Genomic DNA, 16,993 nt, shown 5'->3' with positions numbered 1-16,993 from the left:
GAAAATTCTAATAAACAAATGATATTTATGAGTCTAAGAAAACTGACTGTTCTAGCATTACTCTTCTCCGCTGTGAGTATGAGTTGTACTACCAGTACCCCTAAAACCCAAAACGAAGGGATATCAGATGCTCCTCGGATAATCAATATTGTAAATTTTATCCGTCAGACCGACTACCGTGTTGAAAATGCAGATAGTCTTCTGTTCGAAACTGTTCGGGAGCAAATTAAGTTACTGGATAAGTATTCCTTTCCGGCCACATTCCTGCTTCAATACGATGCTTTGATTAATCCTAAATATCAGGATTTACTCAAGAATGAACTGAAACCGAATTCTGAAATTGGTGCGTGGTGGGAAATTACCCAGCCTCATGTAGAAGCTGCAGGTATAAAATGGAGAGGAGAACATTCATGGGTTTCTCATGCCAATATTGCCTTCACTACAGGATATACGCCCCAGGAAAGGGAAAAGCTGGTAGATGTATATATGGAGAAATTTAAGAAAATATTCGGGAAATATCCGCAATCGGTAGGTTCGTGGTATATCGATTCGCATACATTGGCTTACATGTACGACAAATATAAAATAATAGCTTCGTGTAACTGTAAGGATCAGGTGGGTACCGACGGCTACACACTTTGGGGTGGATACTGGAATCAGGCATATTATCCTAGCAAACTAAATGCTTATATGCCTGCCCAAACGTCAGAGGGACAGATACCTGTGCCTATTTTCCGCATGCTGGGAAGCGACCCTATTTATCAATACGATACTGGACTGGGGCACGACAGGCAGGGTGTCATATCTTTAGAACCTGTTTACCGCGAGTCGGGTATGGATAAGAAATGGGTGGAATATTTTCTGGAATCGATTGTCAACCAGCCTTGTTTGGCTTTCAATTATGCACAGGCAGGACAGGAAAATTCTTTCACATGGAATGGCATGCAGAAAGGATTAGAAATGCAGTTCCCCATTTTTGATTCACTAAAGAAATTGCATAAAATTAAAATACAGACATTAGGCGAATCGGGTAAATGGTTTAAAGAGAAGTTTTCAACCACTCCGGCTACAGCAGTGACTACCATGACCGATATCCGTAATGAGGGTAGAAAAACAGTTTGGTTCAACAGCCGCTACTATCGTGCCAATCTTTTATGGGAAGGAAAATCTTTCCGTTTCCGCGACATTCATCTTTTCGATGAGAAATTCGAATCTCCTTATCTGAATAAACCAGGAGAAGGAAACCAGTTCTTATATTATACGCTTCCGTTTGTCGACGGCTTCATGTGGAGTGTAAACGACGACCGGGCAGGACTGTACATAAAGAGTATAGATAAAGACGGAAATAAGAAGGAAGTATTGTTGAACGAGCCTGTAGTAACAGAAATAGCCAAAGATGTGCTGCAAGTGGAATGTAAGGATGACAACAAGAATGTTTTCAGAATCATATTCCATGAAGATCTGTTTGAGGTACGCTGTGAAGCTGCTGAAAAAGAATTTCGCTGGGTACTCGAACTTAAAACTGCCGAAGGAAAAGAATTGCCATTCCGCTCCATAGGCAACAATCGTATCAATGCTGAATTTATGAACTACAAATACAGTATTACATGCAAAGCAGGGATAGTAGAAAGGGGGATTGCTGCCAACTATGTCTTTCGTCTGATACCTGTAAATAATCAACTAGTTGTTGATTGTACAAATAAACGATGAAATGAATTACAGTGCATTCGCTTTTCTTGAATGCACTGTGTTTTTTAATTCTTTCCGAAAGATTTTGTAAAACAAATAAATATGAACAAAAATATTCTTTTGTCAAAGATTATATTCCTCTTTATAATTTTTGCTTTCACCAACTTCCTAAAAGCCTCAGAGCCTTTTATTAGCTCTAATAATGAACCTATTCCGCTCAAAGGAAATAGATTTGTAACGCTTTGTATTATGATACGTACCACCCCTTGGGAAGTTTCGCGGGATGTAAAACTGCATCCACGTGACGAGGGAGACTGGCATACTCTGGACGGAGTTCGCTCATTAAGAGAAGCCTTTGCCAAGAATAATCCGGATGGGCGATTGACCTGGGGTTTTACAATGAATGCATTGGAAGACCAGCGTGAAAATTACAAGCAGATCCGTCAGTATGTTGTAGAATGTCAGAAAAAATATGGTGACGAGGTCTCTTACTTTCCGGGTTATTTTCCGGCGATGTATCTGCCTCGTGAGAGGGTAAACCGTGAAATGTCTGAGGCAATCCAACTGATATCCGATATGGTTGGGGATGGATATCGCCCCCAGTCAATTATCGGTGGATTTTTATCAGCCGATAACTTAAAATATCTTGCCGAAAAAGAAAAGATCCATACGGCACATGCCGTCATCTGGAGTCAGCATAATATAGACGGAGGAGGGGCTGACGGTTCTCCGTCATACCCATTCTATCCGTCAACAGAGCATTTCTGCAAGCCGGCACAAAGTAAAAATGATTTTATAGACTGCGTGAATCTTGATGGCTGGACAATGGATTTTCTATGTGCTCGTCGTAGTGGGCAAAGCGGACATGGTATTGAAGGATATAATAGCCGACGTGGAGTAGGCCCGATAGAGACATATAAAGGCTGGGGCCTCGACTTGGGACATTTGGAAGTTATGCATACACAATCCATTCATTTTGATAAAGGTTTTGAACTAAACGGATTTGGATGGGTGACTAATATCTGGGAAGCCCAAATGGTTCATGAGTTTGGAAAGGAATTTATATGCAAAGCGATGGAAATGTGGGTAAGCGGGACAAAAGAGCGCTGGCCGGATACTCATTTTGTATCTTTTGGAGAGTTTGGCAATATCTGGCGTGAATATAATAAGACGAATGATGACTGGAACTATAGATTCGAGGAAAGAGGGTCGGGGCTTGGCGATTCGTATAATAATCTGGAGATAAAATGGTTCATGAATAAAGAGTTCCGATTGGCTTTGTTACGAGATTGGCATAGAATGACTCCATTTCATGTTATTGATTTTACTCGTTACGATATGGAAGCAAAAGAACCTTCTGATCCTACACCTCTAAAACCCGTCAAAGACTGGAGTTTAATAAATGTGATGAATCAAAAAGGATTACGACCTCAAGACAAACCTAAACTTTTGGAAGAACTAGACCAGAAAGATCAGGATTTGATAAGAAAGCATTATCCTGAATTGTTTGATGATAAAAAGGATTTACAGTGAATAGCTTTTAGCCTTATGAATAAAGCTTTAAGAGTTTGTTCCTTATTCAGACTTACCTATATTTATGCTTAGTCCACAATTTTTTTGGATTGATTAGCAAAGAGATTTAAATAGAAACAACGGATACAGGTACGCCATAGCAGCGTACATTATTCTGCCTTTTTCCATTTGTTGGAATCTTACCGATTCCAACAGACAGGACATAACAAGTACAATATCTTAGAATCTCCCTATTATGTGAGTATTATTCTGATAACAAAGATATAATATTTTGAATCTATAAAGATGAGGTAAGTATAATTTTAAGGAGATTAGAAAGTAGTATTATATCCTAAATAATTGATCAAACTGTTATTATCAGTATTATTTAAGAAAAGATTGGCGCATCTAGTTATCGTGTGTGGTGTTCAAAAATATACAAACATTAATTGAACTCAACTAATCCTATTTCTCATGTATACTGACAAATGCGGATTAGAGTATTAATGATTTTCAGATTCTAGACCCCGAAAATCTTCGACTGTTTGCACCAATCTTTATATTTTAGTAAGTAGAACCCCATTCTTTCTTCTTGAGAACACGTTCTAAATCAATTTCTGTATCCCAATCCATAAACCATGTTTTATAATTAGAGATATTTGCTATCTCCTTTATCTCATCACCAGCTTTTGCATAATGAGCATCTCTTACTAACCTCTTTTTTATATCAATATGAATAAATGGACAATTAATAAAATCAAAAAACAAAAGAGTTAATTCCGATTTAGTAAAAGGGTCATTATCTTTATTAAACTTATGAATAACGGACTTCTCTAAGTTAGCTTTTAGTCTTGCATATAAAGGATTATCTGTAATATAGTATAATAATGTCACAATATGAAAATAATTCAATTTATCATAATCATGTTCAGACTTTAAGTTAAACAAATCTATAATTTTTTGTTCACTTAATAAATATATCTTATCTAATTTTTTGAGAGCAATTAATAAATTCAAAGTTTCGATATTGGTTTCATTTTTCTTAGACTTACGTTGAAATATAGTCATCACAAAGTCTGCTTCCCTGTGTATTTTTGAAAAAATATTATGTCTTACGTCTTCATTTTTACCATCCAAAAATTTACAAGTTAATACTATTAATTGAGCAAGTTTAAAAGTCGTACTTGAAGTAATGTTTAAGGAATATGCATAAAAACTTATATCTAATACTAATAATAAAATCTTTTCGATAATAGAAATTGGTTTTTCCAGTTTACTATCCTTAAATATTTTTACGATAAATTCTTTACAATAACGAACTATGTCTTTACTTAAAATATCGTATGTTAATCCATTTCGTTGTACAATGCATTGAAAATCTTTTATGAAAGATTGAGATACAGCATAAGGACTTCTAAAGTCTTTTAGTTGTTTTATTTTTTGTTTATTGCCTGCATCGTTTTCTACTTCATCAAGAACAATTATAGAGCTTCGGAGGCTATCCCATAGATACCTTAATTCTCTTTTGCTTACAGCTATATTAGAAATAAAAGGGGTTGTTCTTTTGGTTGTCTTGGATTCATTTATATATAATTTGAATTCCTTCAATTCCTTTTTGTATGTTTTTAAAATGAAATCTTGAATGTTTTCATCATTTGTAAATAAGAAATAGTCATCAACATAGCGTCGTATTTCATAATCCACGCCAAATTTAACACCTTCTTCATTCAATTTTACAAGTAGATTTAGATCTATTCTCTGCAAAATTATTTCAGCGAATATTCTAGAAATCTCTGGACCAACTACTATTCCATTTGTTTCATTGTAGTTAGCTTGTTGTATTATTTTATCAAAAGTATTTTCAAAAGATATCTTTTTAGCATTTCTTTTAGAACTTTCTTTATCTTTTACAGCCCATGTGACGGAATGAGTATATATATTGTAAAAGCATTTATTTATATCAAATTCCAACATTAAATTGAAACGCTGTTCTAAACGCTGATATTCATTTCTTTCATAAAATTTGTATATTAAATCTATGGGTTTATAGGTAAAGTATGATTTAAGTAACTTTGTTTCCTTGTCTAATATATCTGGTTCAACTTCTACTTCAGCATTTTTGTGTTCATCTTCTTCAAATACAAAATCTGGTGTATAACAAAATCTGGCAATTCTAGAAACCCTTCTTAAAGAGAACGGACTTTTTGAGCATAGATGAATAATTACAGAGTCGTATTTTTTATAAAAATCAACAAATGGAATCTGATTTATGGGATGAATAACACTTAAGGTTCTAGTATCTCCTAAAACAGATTTTCGAACTTCAAAGTTGAAGGGAATTCCATAATCAGAACTATTTTTTATAGATTTGATTTTACCTGCAAAGTAATCAAAGTTTCCAGATGAAACAATAGAATAAAACCCATCATTAGAAAACAACATAGGAACTTCATATGGTAAAAGTTCTGTAAGAAGAACTCTATTAATATCATCTTTGTTAATCTTAACCTTACTCATTTTACCAGCATTTTTTGATATTACTCATTTCTTCGAAAGTAAATGATATATATACTTTTTTTAAAAATCCATGTTTGAAAGAGTACTTTGATAATATATCCCTTTGGTGCGAAGATAAATTAGCATTAAGTTTTATACCTAAAGAGCCATTTCGACTATATAATAGCTTTCTATAAAATATATTCAATTCATCAAAAACTCTTAAATCTGTAATATGCGAATAATTATAATAAAGACCTGCTTTTAATTCATTCCCATCATTACTCTTTTTTACGCTAAAATTTCCAGTTAAAAATTTTATTCTTTTTTCTAATAAATCAAAATCTGCATTTTTTAGATAATCAAGAAATGAGTATATAATTCGGCTTTTTATCTTCTTTACTTTCTTTTCAGCAATAGAAAGAGATAAAGATTTATTCCTGCCATTCGTCGTTGTTGTAAATCTATATCCTAGATATTCTAAAGGGTATGAAGTTTTTATATCACTACCATTGTAAATAGCAGTTTTTTTCTCCTTCTTTTTTAAACCCTTTTCGAGATTAAAATTAATGTTTTTATTGATATCTTCTATAACACTTTTATCATTACTAAAAATTACAATATCATCCACAAAGCGAGCATAGTAATATACTCCAATTATTCGTTGAACCCATCGGTCAAATTTCCGCATATAAATTTCTGAAAGTGTAGCACTTATATTCAATCCTCTAGGTATTCCCGTTATTCCTTCTATTTTATCATTAGAGAATAATTTATCAATAAGGTACAATGAATGAAAAGATAACATAGAATCATTTTTTAGCTTTGATATTATCTTTTCCTTGTCAATACTTTCATAAAACTTTTCAATATCAGTTTTTAGAATCCACATTGGACCATTTTCCTCTAAAAGTGTCTTTACCTGTCTTATTATTATTCGCCTATTTGCCTGTTCATCCTTATATAATCTTTTGAGATTATCATTTAGTTTTCTTAATATTAATTTTTGAGGTAAATCTTCGGTCAAATAATAATCTCCAACTTTATTGATTTGAAATTCAAACGTTCCAGATATAATTTTTTCAAAATTCTCATCAATAAGCTTTAAAAGACCATCTTTTGTTAAATCATAGTCTTCCCACTCATCCTGTTTGCAAAGCCTCATTAATTGTTGACTAGAAAAGTTCTGATTCATAAATAAATTTTCTCTTTATGTGAAATGTAACCTTCCTTTAGCAAAATAATCTATCTATTATCTCATTTTAAATGAGAATAGTATAGCTGATTCGACAAATATAAATAAATATATTTTAGTATTTTTTTAGAATGCTTATTTTATTAATTGTTTTTTAGTGATTGGATGTCTTAGCAAGAAGTAAAGAATGGGTATAAGTCGCTCTTTATATATAATCTAACAAAAGAAAGACTAATAATGTGGGTGCTCACTTTATTGTACACCCATTACGTAATTATATTCTCACTGAAGGGATAATCAATATTCTATAAATCAAAATTACCTTTTTATTTATAGAATGTAAAACATGGTTTTGCTACTTATTTGCCTTTTCATGTCCTTGTTTACAGAATAGGGCAATTTTGTATCTGTATGTTTGAGAAATCTCTTTTTTTATAAAACGGAAACTATAACATAAACAAAAAGACCTAACTATAATTAGTTAGGTCTTTTTGTTTCGTCGGGATACCAGGATTCGAACCTGGGACCCCCTGCTCCCAAAGCAGGTGCGCTAACCGGACTGCGCTACATCCCGTCTTTTGCTTATTGCGGTGCAAAGGTATGACATTTTTTTATATTTCAAAATAAAAAATAAAAATTTACGCATAATTTATTTTAAAACTAAAAAACGAAGCTGGGAAAGGATTCTACATATTGTTGAAAAAAAACGATTGTTAAATCTTCTTCGACAAATATTTAATTCTTTTTTTTACTTATTTTTGCATTTTTAATAATAAATTCTAATAATATGGCAAAAAAGGTACTATTCACATTAATCGTATTAATGGCTTCATTCTATGCTTCGGCACAGAATCTTCAGTTACATTTCGATCCACGTCATGCCCTACATGGAGACAAGATTTCTGGAAAAAACTATTTTACTGCAACCTTTGAGATGTTCAAACCCGACAAATGGGGTTCTACTTTCATGTTTGTCGATTTGGATTTCAACCAAAGCAGAGGTAATATAGGAACAATGTACCTTGAAATTGCCCGCGACCTGAAGTTGGGAAAAAGCCCAATTATGGCCCACTTAGAGTTTAATGGTGGTGTAGGTAAGGCAGAGAACTTTGGTTTTTCTATTGCAAATGCCTACTTAGCCGGAGCATCTTATGCTACAAATATTAAAGGCGTAAATCTTGGAACTTATTTAGTGTATAAATACAATGCTTTCGAGAGAGTTAGTAACGATGTTCAGTGGACAGTAACATGGGGAGCTAATCTCTTTGATAATAAATTCACTGTATGTGGATTCCTTGATGTTTGGACTCAGGATAAAAACCCGGTTCATGGAGTAGACCGAGGTGGTAAAAAAATAATTCTGCTTACAGAACCTCAATTCTGGTATAATGTTAATTCAAACTTGTCTTTAGGTACAGAAATAGAGATAAGCAACAACTTTATTAACTCAGCTAATGGGTCTCGCTTAAATGAACCATATATAAATCCTACTATTGCTGCTAAGTGGAACTTTTGATCATTAATAGAATATGAAAAACTTACTAGAAAAAACATTTAAGCTTTCGGAGAATAATACGACTATACGCAAAGAGTTTCTTGCGGGTCTTATCACTTTCCTTACTATGTCTTATATCCTGATTGTAAACCCAAGTATATTGTCTACTACAGGGATGGATAAGGATGCGTTGTTTACTGCTACAGCTTTGGCAACTATTTTCGCCACCCTTATGATGGCATTATATGCTAAACTGCCAATTGCACAAGCTCCCGGAATGGGATTGAATGCATTCTTTGCTTTCACAATTTGCGGTGTAATGGGATATTCTTGGCAATTTGCACTCACAGCAGTATTTATTGAGGGGATTATATTTATACTACTTACGTTCTTCAATGTTCGTGAACTAATAGTAAAAAGTATACCAAAAGTATTAAAAGACGCAATACCTGTAGGTATCGGGCTGTTTATCACACTTATTGGGTTGAAAAACGCAGGAATCGTAGTTTCAAGTCCTGCTACATTGGTTGCATTAGGAGATTTTTCTCAACACAGTATATGGATTGCCTTTTTAGGACTATTTGTTACAGCTGTACTATTCGTAAGAAATGTAAATGGTTCTATTTTGATAGGGATCGTTGTAGCAACTATATTTGGTCTTATTTTGGGAGATGTTAAATTGCCAGAAGGAAATGTAATTGATACACCTCCATCTATTGCTCCTATCTTTGCTCAGTTTGAGTGGGATCATATTTTATCTATCAACATGGTTATCGTTGTATTCACCTTGTTGTTTGTAAACCTCTTCGATACAGTAGGAACATTGATCGGTGTGGTATCAAAAGCAGGACTTGCAGATGAAGACGGAAATTTCCCTCAAATGAAGAAAGCCCTGTTCTCTGATGCTCTAGGTACTACCGTGGGTTCTATACTTGGTACAAGTACAGTTACTGCGTATGTAGAAAGTGCATCGGGTGTAGCATCGGGCGGTCGTACCGGACTTACCTCTGTAAGTACAGCGTTGTTTTTCATCTTAGCACTATTTTTTGCACCATTATTCCTGATGGTTCCCGCTGCTGCAACCTCACCGGCTTTGATTATTGTTGGTTTGTTTATGATTTCGTCTGTTGCTAAGATCAATTTCAGCGACATGAGCGAAGGTTTGCCTGCATTCCTTACCATCGTGTTTATGCCTTTTACATACAGTATAGCAGAAGGTATTGTTTTCGGTATGTTAAGCTTTGCGTTTATCAAAGTTTTTTGCGGAAAATCAAAAGATGTATCTGTTACAGTGTACGTGATTGCAGTATTATTCCTTCTAAAATTAGTGTTGGATGCAATGCATGTTATAGGATAGTGTATATTTGTTAAAAAGCGAGGTTTCGCTTACAAAAAATAATATTTTCATGTAATCCCGGCAAGGTCTCTTGTCGGGATTATTATGTTTTATAACCATATTAAATTACTCTAAAATACTTTGTTATCCGGTTATTTTTTCATAATATTGAAATCGATTGATTGTAACAGATAGTCAGTCGATTTTTGCACTATACGAATATCATGAACATGTTAAATACTATTATCTAACCTTTTAAAATCGTTACAGTATGAGTGGAAAGTCTGTTTATGTCTTTGGCGGTACAGTTACCGAGGGAAACGCGAAAATGAAGGAGTTACTAGGAGGAAAAGGTGCTAATTTGGCAGAAATGAGTCTAATGGGAATACCTGTGCCTCCGGGATTTACAATCACTACAGAAGTGTGCAATTTATTTTACAAGGAAGGTAAAGAAAATGTTATTAAACTTCTTACAAATGAGGTGAAAGAAGCAATACATCATATCGAGCGTGTTGTGGGAGGTCCTAAATTTGGTGATGATGAAAACCCTCTTCTGGTTTCGGTTCGCTCGGGAGCAAGAGCTTCCATGCCGGGGATGATGGATACAATCTTAAACCTAGGATTAAACGAAAAAGCCGTAGAAGCCATTGCGCGTAAGACACAGACTCCTCGCTTTGCTTGGGATTCATATCGTCGTTTCATACAAATGTACGGTGATGTGGTGATGGGTTTGAAGCCTGTAGAAAAGGATGATGAAGATGTTTTTGAAGAAATTATAGATGAACTGAAAGAAAAGAAAGGTATAAAACAAGATTCAGAATTCGGAACAGAAGATTTGAAGGAGCTTGTTGTACGTTTCAAAAAAATAATAAAAGAAAAGACCGGACAAGACTTTCCAACAGACCCATGGGTACAACTTTGGAATGCCATCATGGCTGTATTTGAAAGCTGGATGAACGAACGTGCTATCTTTTATCGCAAACTGAATAATATTCCTGCCGAGTGGGGTACTGCCGTTAATGTACAGGCAATGGTATTCGGTAATATGAATGATAATTCCGGTTCGGGAGTAGCATTTACTCGTAATGCTGCTACAGGAGAATCCCGGTTCAATGGTGAGTTCCTTATCAATGCACAAGGTGAAGATGTGGTTGCCGGTACACGTACTCCTCAGCAGATTACCTTACAGGGGTCTTATGACTGGGCAAGACAACAGGGCATCACTGAAGAGGAAAGAAAGCAAAGAGGGTTGTCTCTGGAGGAAGTAATGCCTGAAGCTTACAAGAGCCTGAATGAAATTCAGAAAAAGCTTGAATTGCATTATAAAGACATGCAAGACCTTGAGTTTACAATACAAGACAACAAGCTATGGTTGCTTCAGACACGTAGTGGAAAACGGACAGGTGCTGCTGCTGTAAAAATTGCCATGGATATGTTAAACGAAGGTTTGATATCCGAAGAAGAAGCTTTGTTGCGTGTTGAACCTCAGAAGATAGATGAATTGCTACACCCTGTGTTCGAGCCGAAGGCGTTAAAAGCTGCTACAGTTATAGCGAAAGGGCTTCCTGCTTCTCCGGGTGCAGCTACAGGGCAAATCGTTTTCTTTGCGGATGATGCTGAATGGCAAACAAGCCATCATAAAAATAAAAAAGTTATCCTTGTCAGAATAGAAACTGCCGCCGAAGATCTAAAGGGTATGGCTGTTGCCGAAGGTATCCTTACTGCTCGCGGAGGGATGACTTCTCACGCTGCCGTTGTTGCTCGTGGTATGGGTAAATGTTGCGTGTCCGGTGTTTCTGATCTCCGTATCAATTATAAGAGACGTTCTCTGATGATTGATGATCGTGAGTATCGTGAAGGGGATTGGATCTCTATCAATGGCTCTACAGGAGAAGTGTATGACGGTAAGGTAGGAACAAAAGATGCCGAATTAAGTGCAGATTTTGCCGAAATGATGAAACTTACAGATAAATATTCCCGTCTGAAAGTAAGAGCGAATGCCGATACTCCACACGATGCTTCTGTTGCTCACAACTTTGGAGCTGTAGGAATTGGTTTATGCCGTACAGAGCACATGTTCTTCGAAGGAGATAAGATCATTGCCATGCGTGAAATGATTTTGGCAGACAATGTAGAAGAACGTAAGAAAGCATTAAAAAAGCTGCTTCCTCTCCAGCAAGAAGACTTTGAAGGTATATTCGCAGCTATGGAAGGACTTCCTGTAACAGTTCGTTTACTGGATCCACCGTTGCATGAATTCTTACCTCATGATATGAAGGGTTTGGAAGAAATGGTAGAAGCAATGCAGATTTCTGAAAGTAAGATAAAACAAAAGATTTCATCATTGCAAGAAATGAATCCAATGCTCGGACATCGTGGTTGCCGTCTTGCAAATACTTATCCTGAAATTACTGAAATGCAGACAAGAGCCATTCTGCAAGCTGCTCTGAAACTGAAGAAAAAAGGAATAAAAACTCATCCTGAAATCATGGTACCATTGACTACGTCTTTGAGTGAAATGAAATTCCAGGAAGATATCATTCGCAGTACTGCTGAAAAGGTGTTTGCAGAAATAGGAGATAGAATCGATTTTGAAGTAGGAACAATGGTGGAAACGCCTCGTGCCGCTATCACAGCTGACAAGCTTGCCGAATCTGCTGAATTCTTCTCTTTGGGAACAAATGACCTTACTCAGATGACATTCGGGTTCTCTCGTGACGATGTGGGTAAATTCCTGCCTATTTACTTAGACAAAGGTATTCTAAAAATAGATCCATTCCAGGCTATAGATAGGGAAGGTGTGGGACAACTTGTACAATCTGCTGTGACTAAAGGCCGTCAAACCCGTCCGGGCATGAAAGTCGGTATTTGTGGTGAACATGGAGGTGAACCATCTTCTATCGAATTCTGCCATTGCGTAGGATTGAACTATGTGAGCTGCTCTCCATACCGTGTTCCAATCGCACGCCTAGCGGCAGCACAGGCTGCTATTAACTTTAAAAGTTAATTAACAACTTCTGATATATATAATGGCTGTGAGGAAACATCACAGCCATTTTTTTATATATAAAAATCGTTGTGAATTAAAATTATATAGAAATCAAAAAGATCGAAAATGACAATATTTTCAAATTAAAGGAAATCTCTTGTAACACTATGGCTTTTCATTTCGTGTAAATAGTATAAATAATTAAACAAAAAGAATGAAAGCTATATTATCCTTACTTTTACTTATTATCGTCAGCATCTCGGTAAGTGCGATAGATATAAAAGGGCGTATTGTAGATCTGAAAACAAAACAGCCTATTGAGTTTGCTACAACAGTATTGCTTAAAGTGGATTCCACATATATCACCGGATCTCAAACAGACACTACAGGTTTGTTCTTGATTGCGGGGCAGTTTCAAAAACAAGATTACATCCTTAAGGCCTCTTACATGGGCTATCGTACAACATTTATCAAGATTAATAATCTTACAACACATATCGATTTAGGTGATATAGAAATACAGGAAGATGCGAAAACTCTTGGTGAGGTCATTGTAACAGGGAATCGGATAATAAATAAGATAGATCGTCAAATACTTATGCCCGACTCAATGCAGGTAAAAACATCTGTGAGTGCATTCGACTTGCTTAGCAATATGGCAATACCCCGATTGAATATAGATGCTGTAAACAGGACTATAAAAATTAGCAACCAAGAAGTTCAACTCCGCATCAATGGAGTCAGGGCTTCTGTACAAGAAGTTGCAGCTTTGAGATCACAAGATATCCTTCGTGTCGAATTTTTTGAAGATCCCGGAGTACGTTTTGGAAATGAGAATGTAGGTGCTGTATTAAATCTGATCGTTGACCGACAGAAAAATTATGGAGGGTATGTGTTTGCTGACGGACGGAATTCTCCATATGTAGGGTTTGGAAATGATAATCTAACTTTCAAGACAAACTATAAAGCCTCAGAATTCGGACTCAATTATTTTATTAATTATAGAAGCTATGACAAACGCTGGTCTGATCAAACAGAGACACTGAATTTTCCGAACAATCCGATCACCAGAGAACAGAAAGGTATTTATGCCCCTATGGATTATCAATATCAATACTTGAATCTATCATACAATCTTACTTCCCCTGATAAGTATGTATTTAACGTGTTGTTTAAGAATCAGTTCTACAATTATAAAAATCAAAGTGCACAAAATATATTATATTCCAATAGTCTAAATAAGACACTCTCCTCCTCAAGAAATAAAGGGAATGAATATACTCCTGTACTCGATATATACTTCAAACGAGAATTGAAGAATAAGCAATCACTTGCTGTAAATCTTGTAGGGACATACATTGGTTCCAATAGTGACCGTAGATACAAAGAAACTGAAGATGGCGAAGTGCTTTCCGATATTTTCAATAAAATAGACGGTAATAAATACTCACTTATCGGTGAAGCCGTATATGAAAAGCAGTTCGAAAGTCTATCCTTCTCCTCGGGAATAAAACATACACAAGGTTTTGCTGATAATACATATGAAGGCGGAGCAAATACTATTACTAAAATGAAAAATGCGGAATCTTATTTGTATGCTCAGATACAGGGAAAAATAGCTAAAAAGTTAGGCTACACTATCGGTATAGGTGGAACTCGTCTGTTTTTCAAAGAAGGGAAGAAGGATGCTACCTATTATACCTTCCGCCCTTCCGTTCAACTTAGTTATCCATTAAATGATAATTTTTCGTTGAAATATTCATTTATAGTGAATACACGGACTCCTTCCTTGGGGCAACTAAGTGGTGTGGAACAACAAACCGATACTTATCAGATAAGTAGGGGAAATCCTAACCTAAAACCATATAACCTCTATAACAACAGATTGACTTTAAGTTACAATAAAGGAATATTTGATATAAGTACAGTTATCGGTTATATGTATTTTGATAAGCTTATAGTAGACGCGTTTAGTATAGAAGGGGATAAGGTGATAAGCTTTTCGGATAATCATAAGGGAGAACATTACTTATTCTTAAATGGAGATGTTACTTTGAGGCTTATTAAAGATATATGGACTGTTACCGGGTGGTTTGGAGTGCATCGGGATATATTTAAGTCCAATTATGGTAATACACATGTACACAATTTTATGCATGGCGGAGCTCGTTCAAACCTTATATATAAAAACTGTTTATTGACAATGGGAATGTATACCAGATATAAAGAGTTATGGGGCGAAACAATCTGGTATGGTGAAGACTGGAACTATATAGAAGCCGGATATAAGTACAAAGAAGCACAACTTTCGGTTGGGATGTCATATCCGTTTAAGGATTACTGGAGTGCAGGAAGTCGTAACGTTTCCAATATTAAGCCATCGACGTCATGGTCGTATATAAAAGAAAACGGGCACATGCTTTATTTGCGCTTTTCATGGAACGTATCGTTCGGTAGAAAGCATGAAGCAGGGAAAAAGAGCTTGGAGAACTCAGATTCAGACAAGGGAATATTATAAACGTTCTTAAAAATTCATAACACTATTAAGATCAATTTGGATTTGAAGCGTGTCGGCTCTTCTGATGGGATATCAGGAGAGCCGACTATTTATGTTGTACCGGTTAGTCCTATTGTTATAAAAAGGAAAAAACTAAACAAAAGCCCGTTCTATGTGTTCTATCAGTGATGCAAAATATTTATATATGTATAATTTATGAATAGAATGTAATATCTTTGCAAACTGGCAATAAGCATTCTGCTTACAACCAATAATTGACTTTAACAGCCTATAGCCTACGGCTATTCGCTAAAATAAAATTAATCATGCAAGAAACTCAAGATAAAATTTTAGAAGACGTTACCACCGGAGATTATAAATACGGTTTTGTAACGGATATTGAAACTGAGGTTATTCCAATCGGACTCAACGAAGATGTTGTACGTCTGATTTCAGCGAAAAAAAATGAGCCGGAGTGGTTGCTCGAATACCGCCTTAAAGCATATCGTCATTGGCTTACAATGAAGACGCCAGAATGGGCACATCTGGAAATTCCGGAGATTGAGTATCAGAGCATCAGTTACTATGCAGCACCAAAGAAAAAAGACGGACCGAAAAGCCTTGATGAAGTAGACCCTGAGTTGTTGAAAACATTTGATAAACTCGGAGTTCCGCTTCATGAACGCGAAATATTAGCCGGTGTGCAAACTATGGCTGTGGATGCAGTTGTAGATAGTGTTTCCGTAAAAACTACATTTAAGGAAGTGTTGGCCGAAAAGGGTATTATATTCTGTGCTTTCAGTGAGGCTGTACAGGAACACCCCGAATTGGTTAAAAAATATCTTGGTTCTGTAGTTCCATATAGAGATAATTTCTTTGCTGCGCTCAACTCTGCCGTATTCAGCGACGGGTCTTTTGTGTATATTCCTAAAGGTGTACGTTGCCCGATGGAGTTGTCTACATATTTCCGTATTAATGCGGCTAATACAGGGCAGTTTGAGCGAACTCTGATCGTTGCTGAAGATAATTCATATGTTAGCTACCTTGAGGGCTGTACAGCTCCTATGCGTGACGAAAATCAGTTGCACGCTGCTATTGTAGAAATCATAGCTCTCGACTACGCAGAAGTAAAATATTCTACTGTGCAAAACTGGTATCCGGGAGATAAAGATGGTAAGGGTGGAATTTATAACTTTGTTACTAAGCGTGGTATATGTAAAGGAAAAGGCTCTAAGATCTCTTGGACACAGGTAGAGACAGGTTCCGCCATTACATGGAAATACCCATCATGTATCCTTGCAGGAGATGATTCTATAGGTGAGTTTTATTCTGTTGCGGTAACCAATCATTATCAGCAGGCTGATACAGGTACCAAGATGATACACCTAGGCAAAAACACAAAGAGCCGTATCGTATCCAAAGGGATATCAGCAGGACTTAGTCAAAATATATATAGAGGTTTGGTTAAAGTTTCACCAAAAGCAGAAGGTGCGCGCAATCACTCGCAATGCGACAGTTTATTACTCGGTGATAAGTGTGGTGCGCATACATTCCCTTATTCAGATATAGCAAATCCGGGAGCTATCATTGAGCATGAAGCTACTACTTCTAAGATTAGTGAAGATCAAATTCTTTATTGTAATCAGCGCGGTATAGGAACTGAAGAAGCTGTGGGGCTTATAGTAAATGGCTATGCTAAAGAGGTAATGCAAAATCTTCCGATGGAATTTGCTGTTGAAGCTCAAAAGCTATTACAAATCAGTCTGGAGGGTAGTGTAGGATAA

At 36.0% G+C, this 16,993-nt stretch carries 9 protein-coding genes and 1 tRNA gene; 7 read left to right on the top strand and 3 right to left on the bottom strand.

What is annotated here, in order from left to right:
* Window positions 1-78: 78 nt before the first annotated feature.
* Both QOX35_RS00585 and QOX35_RS00580 read left to right on the top strand, forming a co-directional pair.
* Entirely contained in the window at window positions 79-1,710 is a 1,632-nt protein-coding gene (locus QOX35_RS00585) for a hypothetical protein (protein WP_283685765.1), read from the top strand.
* 81 nt (window positions 1,711-1,791) lie between these two features.
* Complete coding sequence (locus QOX35_RS00580) at window positions 1,792-3,222, top strand: DUF3863 domain-containing protein (protein ID WP_283685379.1); 1,431 nt, start codon at window positions 1,792-1,794, stop codon at window positions 3,220-3,222.
* 543 nt (window positions 3,223-3,765) lie between these two features.
* Here QOX35_RS00580 and drt3b read toward each other — a convergent pair.
* The 3 genes from drt3b to QOX35_RS00565 form a co-directional block, all read right to left on the bottom strand.
* Entirely contained in the window at window positions 3,766-5,718 is a 1,953-nt protein-coding gene (drt3b, locus tag QOX35_RS00575; RefSeq protein WP_283685378.1) for an antiviral reverse transcriptase Drt3b, read from the bottom strand.
* Window position 5,719: 1 nt separating this feature from the next.
* Complete coding sequence (gene drt3a, locus QOX35_RS00570; protein WP_283685377.1) at window positions 5,720-6,892, bottom strand: antiviral reverse transcriptase Drt3a; 1,173 nt, start codon at window positions 6,890-6,892, stop codon at window positions 5,720-5,722.
* 499 nt (window positions 6,893-7,391) lie between these two features.
* Window positions 7,392-7,466: transfer RNA gene (locus QOX35_RS00565), tRNA-Pro, on the bottom strand.
* Between the two features lie 213 nt (window positions 7,467-7,679).
* Between QOX35_RS00565 and QOX35_RS00560 the strand changes: the two genes are divergently transcribed.
* The 5 genes from QOX35_RS00560 (at window position 7,680) to sufB (ending at window position 16,993) form a co-directional block, all read left to right on the top strand.
* Window positions 7,680-8,408, top strand: a complete 729-nt coding sequence (locus QOX35_RS00560; RefSeq protein WP_006841862.1) for a DUF5020 family protein — start codon at window positions 7,680-7,682, stop codon at window positions 8,406-8,408.
* 13 nt (window positions 8,409-8,421) lie between these two features.
* The gene (locus QOX35_RS00555) at window positions 8,422-9,744 is read left to right on the top strand and encodes an NCS2 family permease (RefSeq protein ID WP_135105587.1); all 1,323 of its coding nucleotides are present in this window, start codon (window positions 8,422-8,424) and stop codon (window positions 9,742-9,744) included.
* 250 nt (window positions 9,745-9,994) lie between these two features.
* Window positions 9,995-12,730, top strand: coding sequence for a pyruvate, phosphate dikinase (gene ppdK / locus QOX35_RS00550; RefSeq protein ID WP_283685376.1), 2,736 nt, complete (start codon window positions 9,995-9,997; stop codon window positions 12,728-12,730).
* A gap of 196 nt (window positions 12,731-12,926) precedes the next feature.
* The gene (locus tag QOX35_RS00545) at window positions 12,927-15,230 is read left to right on the top strand and encodes an outer membrane beta-barrel protein (RefSeq protein ID WP_283685375.1); all 2,304 of its coding nucleotides are present in this window, start codon (window positions 12,927-12,929) and stop codon (window positions 15,228-15,230) included.
* Between the two features lie 305 nt (window positions 15,231-15,535).
* Window positions 15,536-16,993: a Fe-S cluster assembly protein SufB gene (sufB, locus tag QOX35_RS00540; RefSeq protein ID WP_283685374.1), complete on the top strand. Its 1,458-nt coding sequence runs from the start codon at window positions 15,536-15,538 to the stop codon at window positions 16,991-16,993.

Origin of the sequence: Dysgonomonas sp. Marseille-Q5470, from assembly GCF_951230145.1 — a bacterium.
In the GTDB taxonomy this organism is placed as follows: Bacteria; Bacteroidota; Bacteroidia; order Bacteroidales; family Dysgonomonadaceae; genus Dysgonomonas.
The sequence above is the reverse complement of the archived record's forward strand: the minus strand, read 5'-3'. Positions and strand labels throughout refer to the sequence as shown.

What these genes read in the sequence shown, in the direction of transcription:
- QOX35_RS00585 (WP_283685765.1), top strand. Translation starts at nt 79, where the DNA reads ATGAGTTGTACTACCAGTACCCCTAAAACCCAAAACGAAGGGATATCA.
- QOX35_RS00580 (WP_283685379.1), top strand. Translation starts at nt 1,792, where the DNA reads ATGAACAAAAATATTCTTTTGTCAAAGATTATATTCCTCTTTATAATT.
- drt3b (WP_283685378.1), bottom strand. Translation starts at nt 5,718, where the DNA reads ATGAGTAAGGTTAAGATTAACAAAGATGATATTAATAGAGTTCTTCTT.
- drt3a (WP_283685377.1), bottom strand. Translation starts at nt 6,892, where the DNA reads ATGAATCAGAACTTTTCTAGTCAACAATTAATGAGGCTTTGCAAACAG.
- QOX35_RS00560 (WP_006841862.1), top strand. Translation starts at nt 7,680, where the DNA reads ATGGCAAAAAAGGTACTATTCACATTAATCGTATTAATGGCTTCATTC.
- QOX35_RS00555 (WP_135105587.1), top strand. Translation starts at nt 8,422, where the DNA reads ATGAAAAACTTACTAGAAAAAACATTTAAGCTTTCGGAGAATAATACG.
- ppdK (WP_283685376.1), top strand. Translation starts at nt 9,995, where the DNA reads ATGAGTGGAAAGTCTGTTTATGTCTTTGGCGGTACAGTTACCGAGGGA.
- QOX35_RS00545 (WP_283685375.1), top strand. Translation starts at nt 12,927, where the DNA reads ATGAAAGCTATATTATCCTTACTTTTACTTATTATCGTCAGCATCTCG.
- sufB (WP_283685374.1), top strand. Translation starts at nt 15,536, where the DNA reads ATGCAAGAAACTCAAGATAAAATTTTAGAAGACGTTACCACCGGAGAT.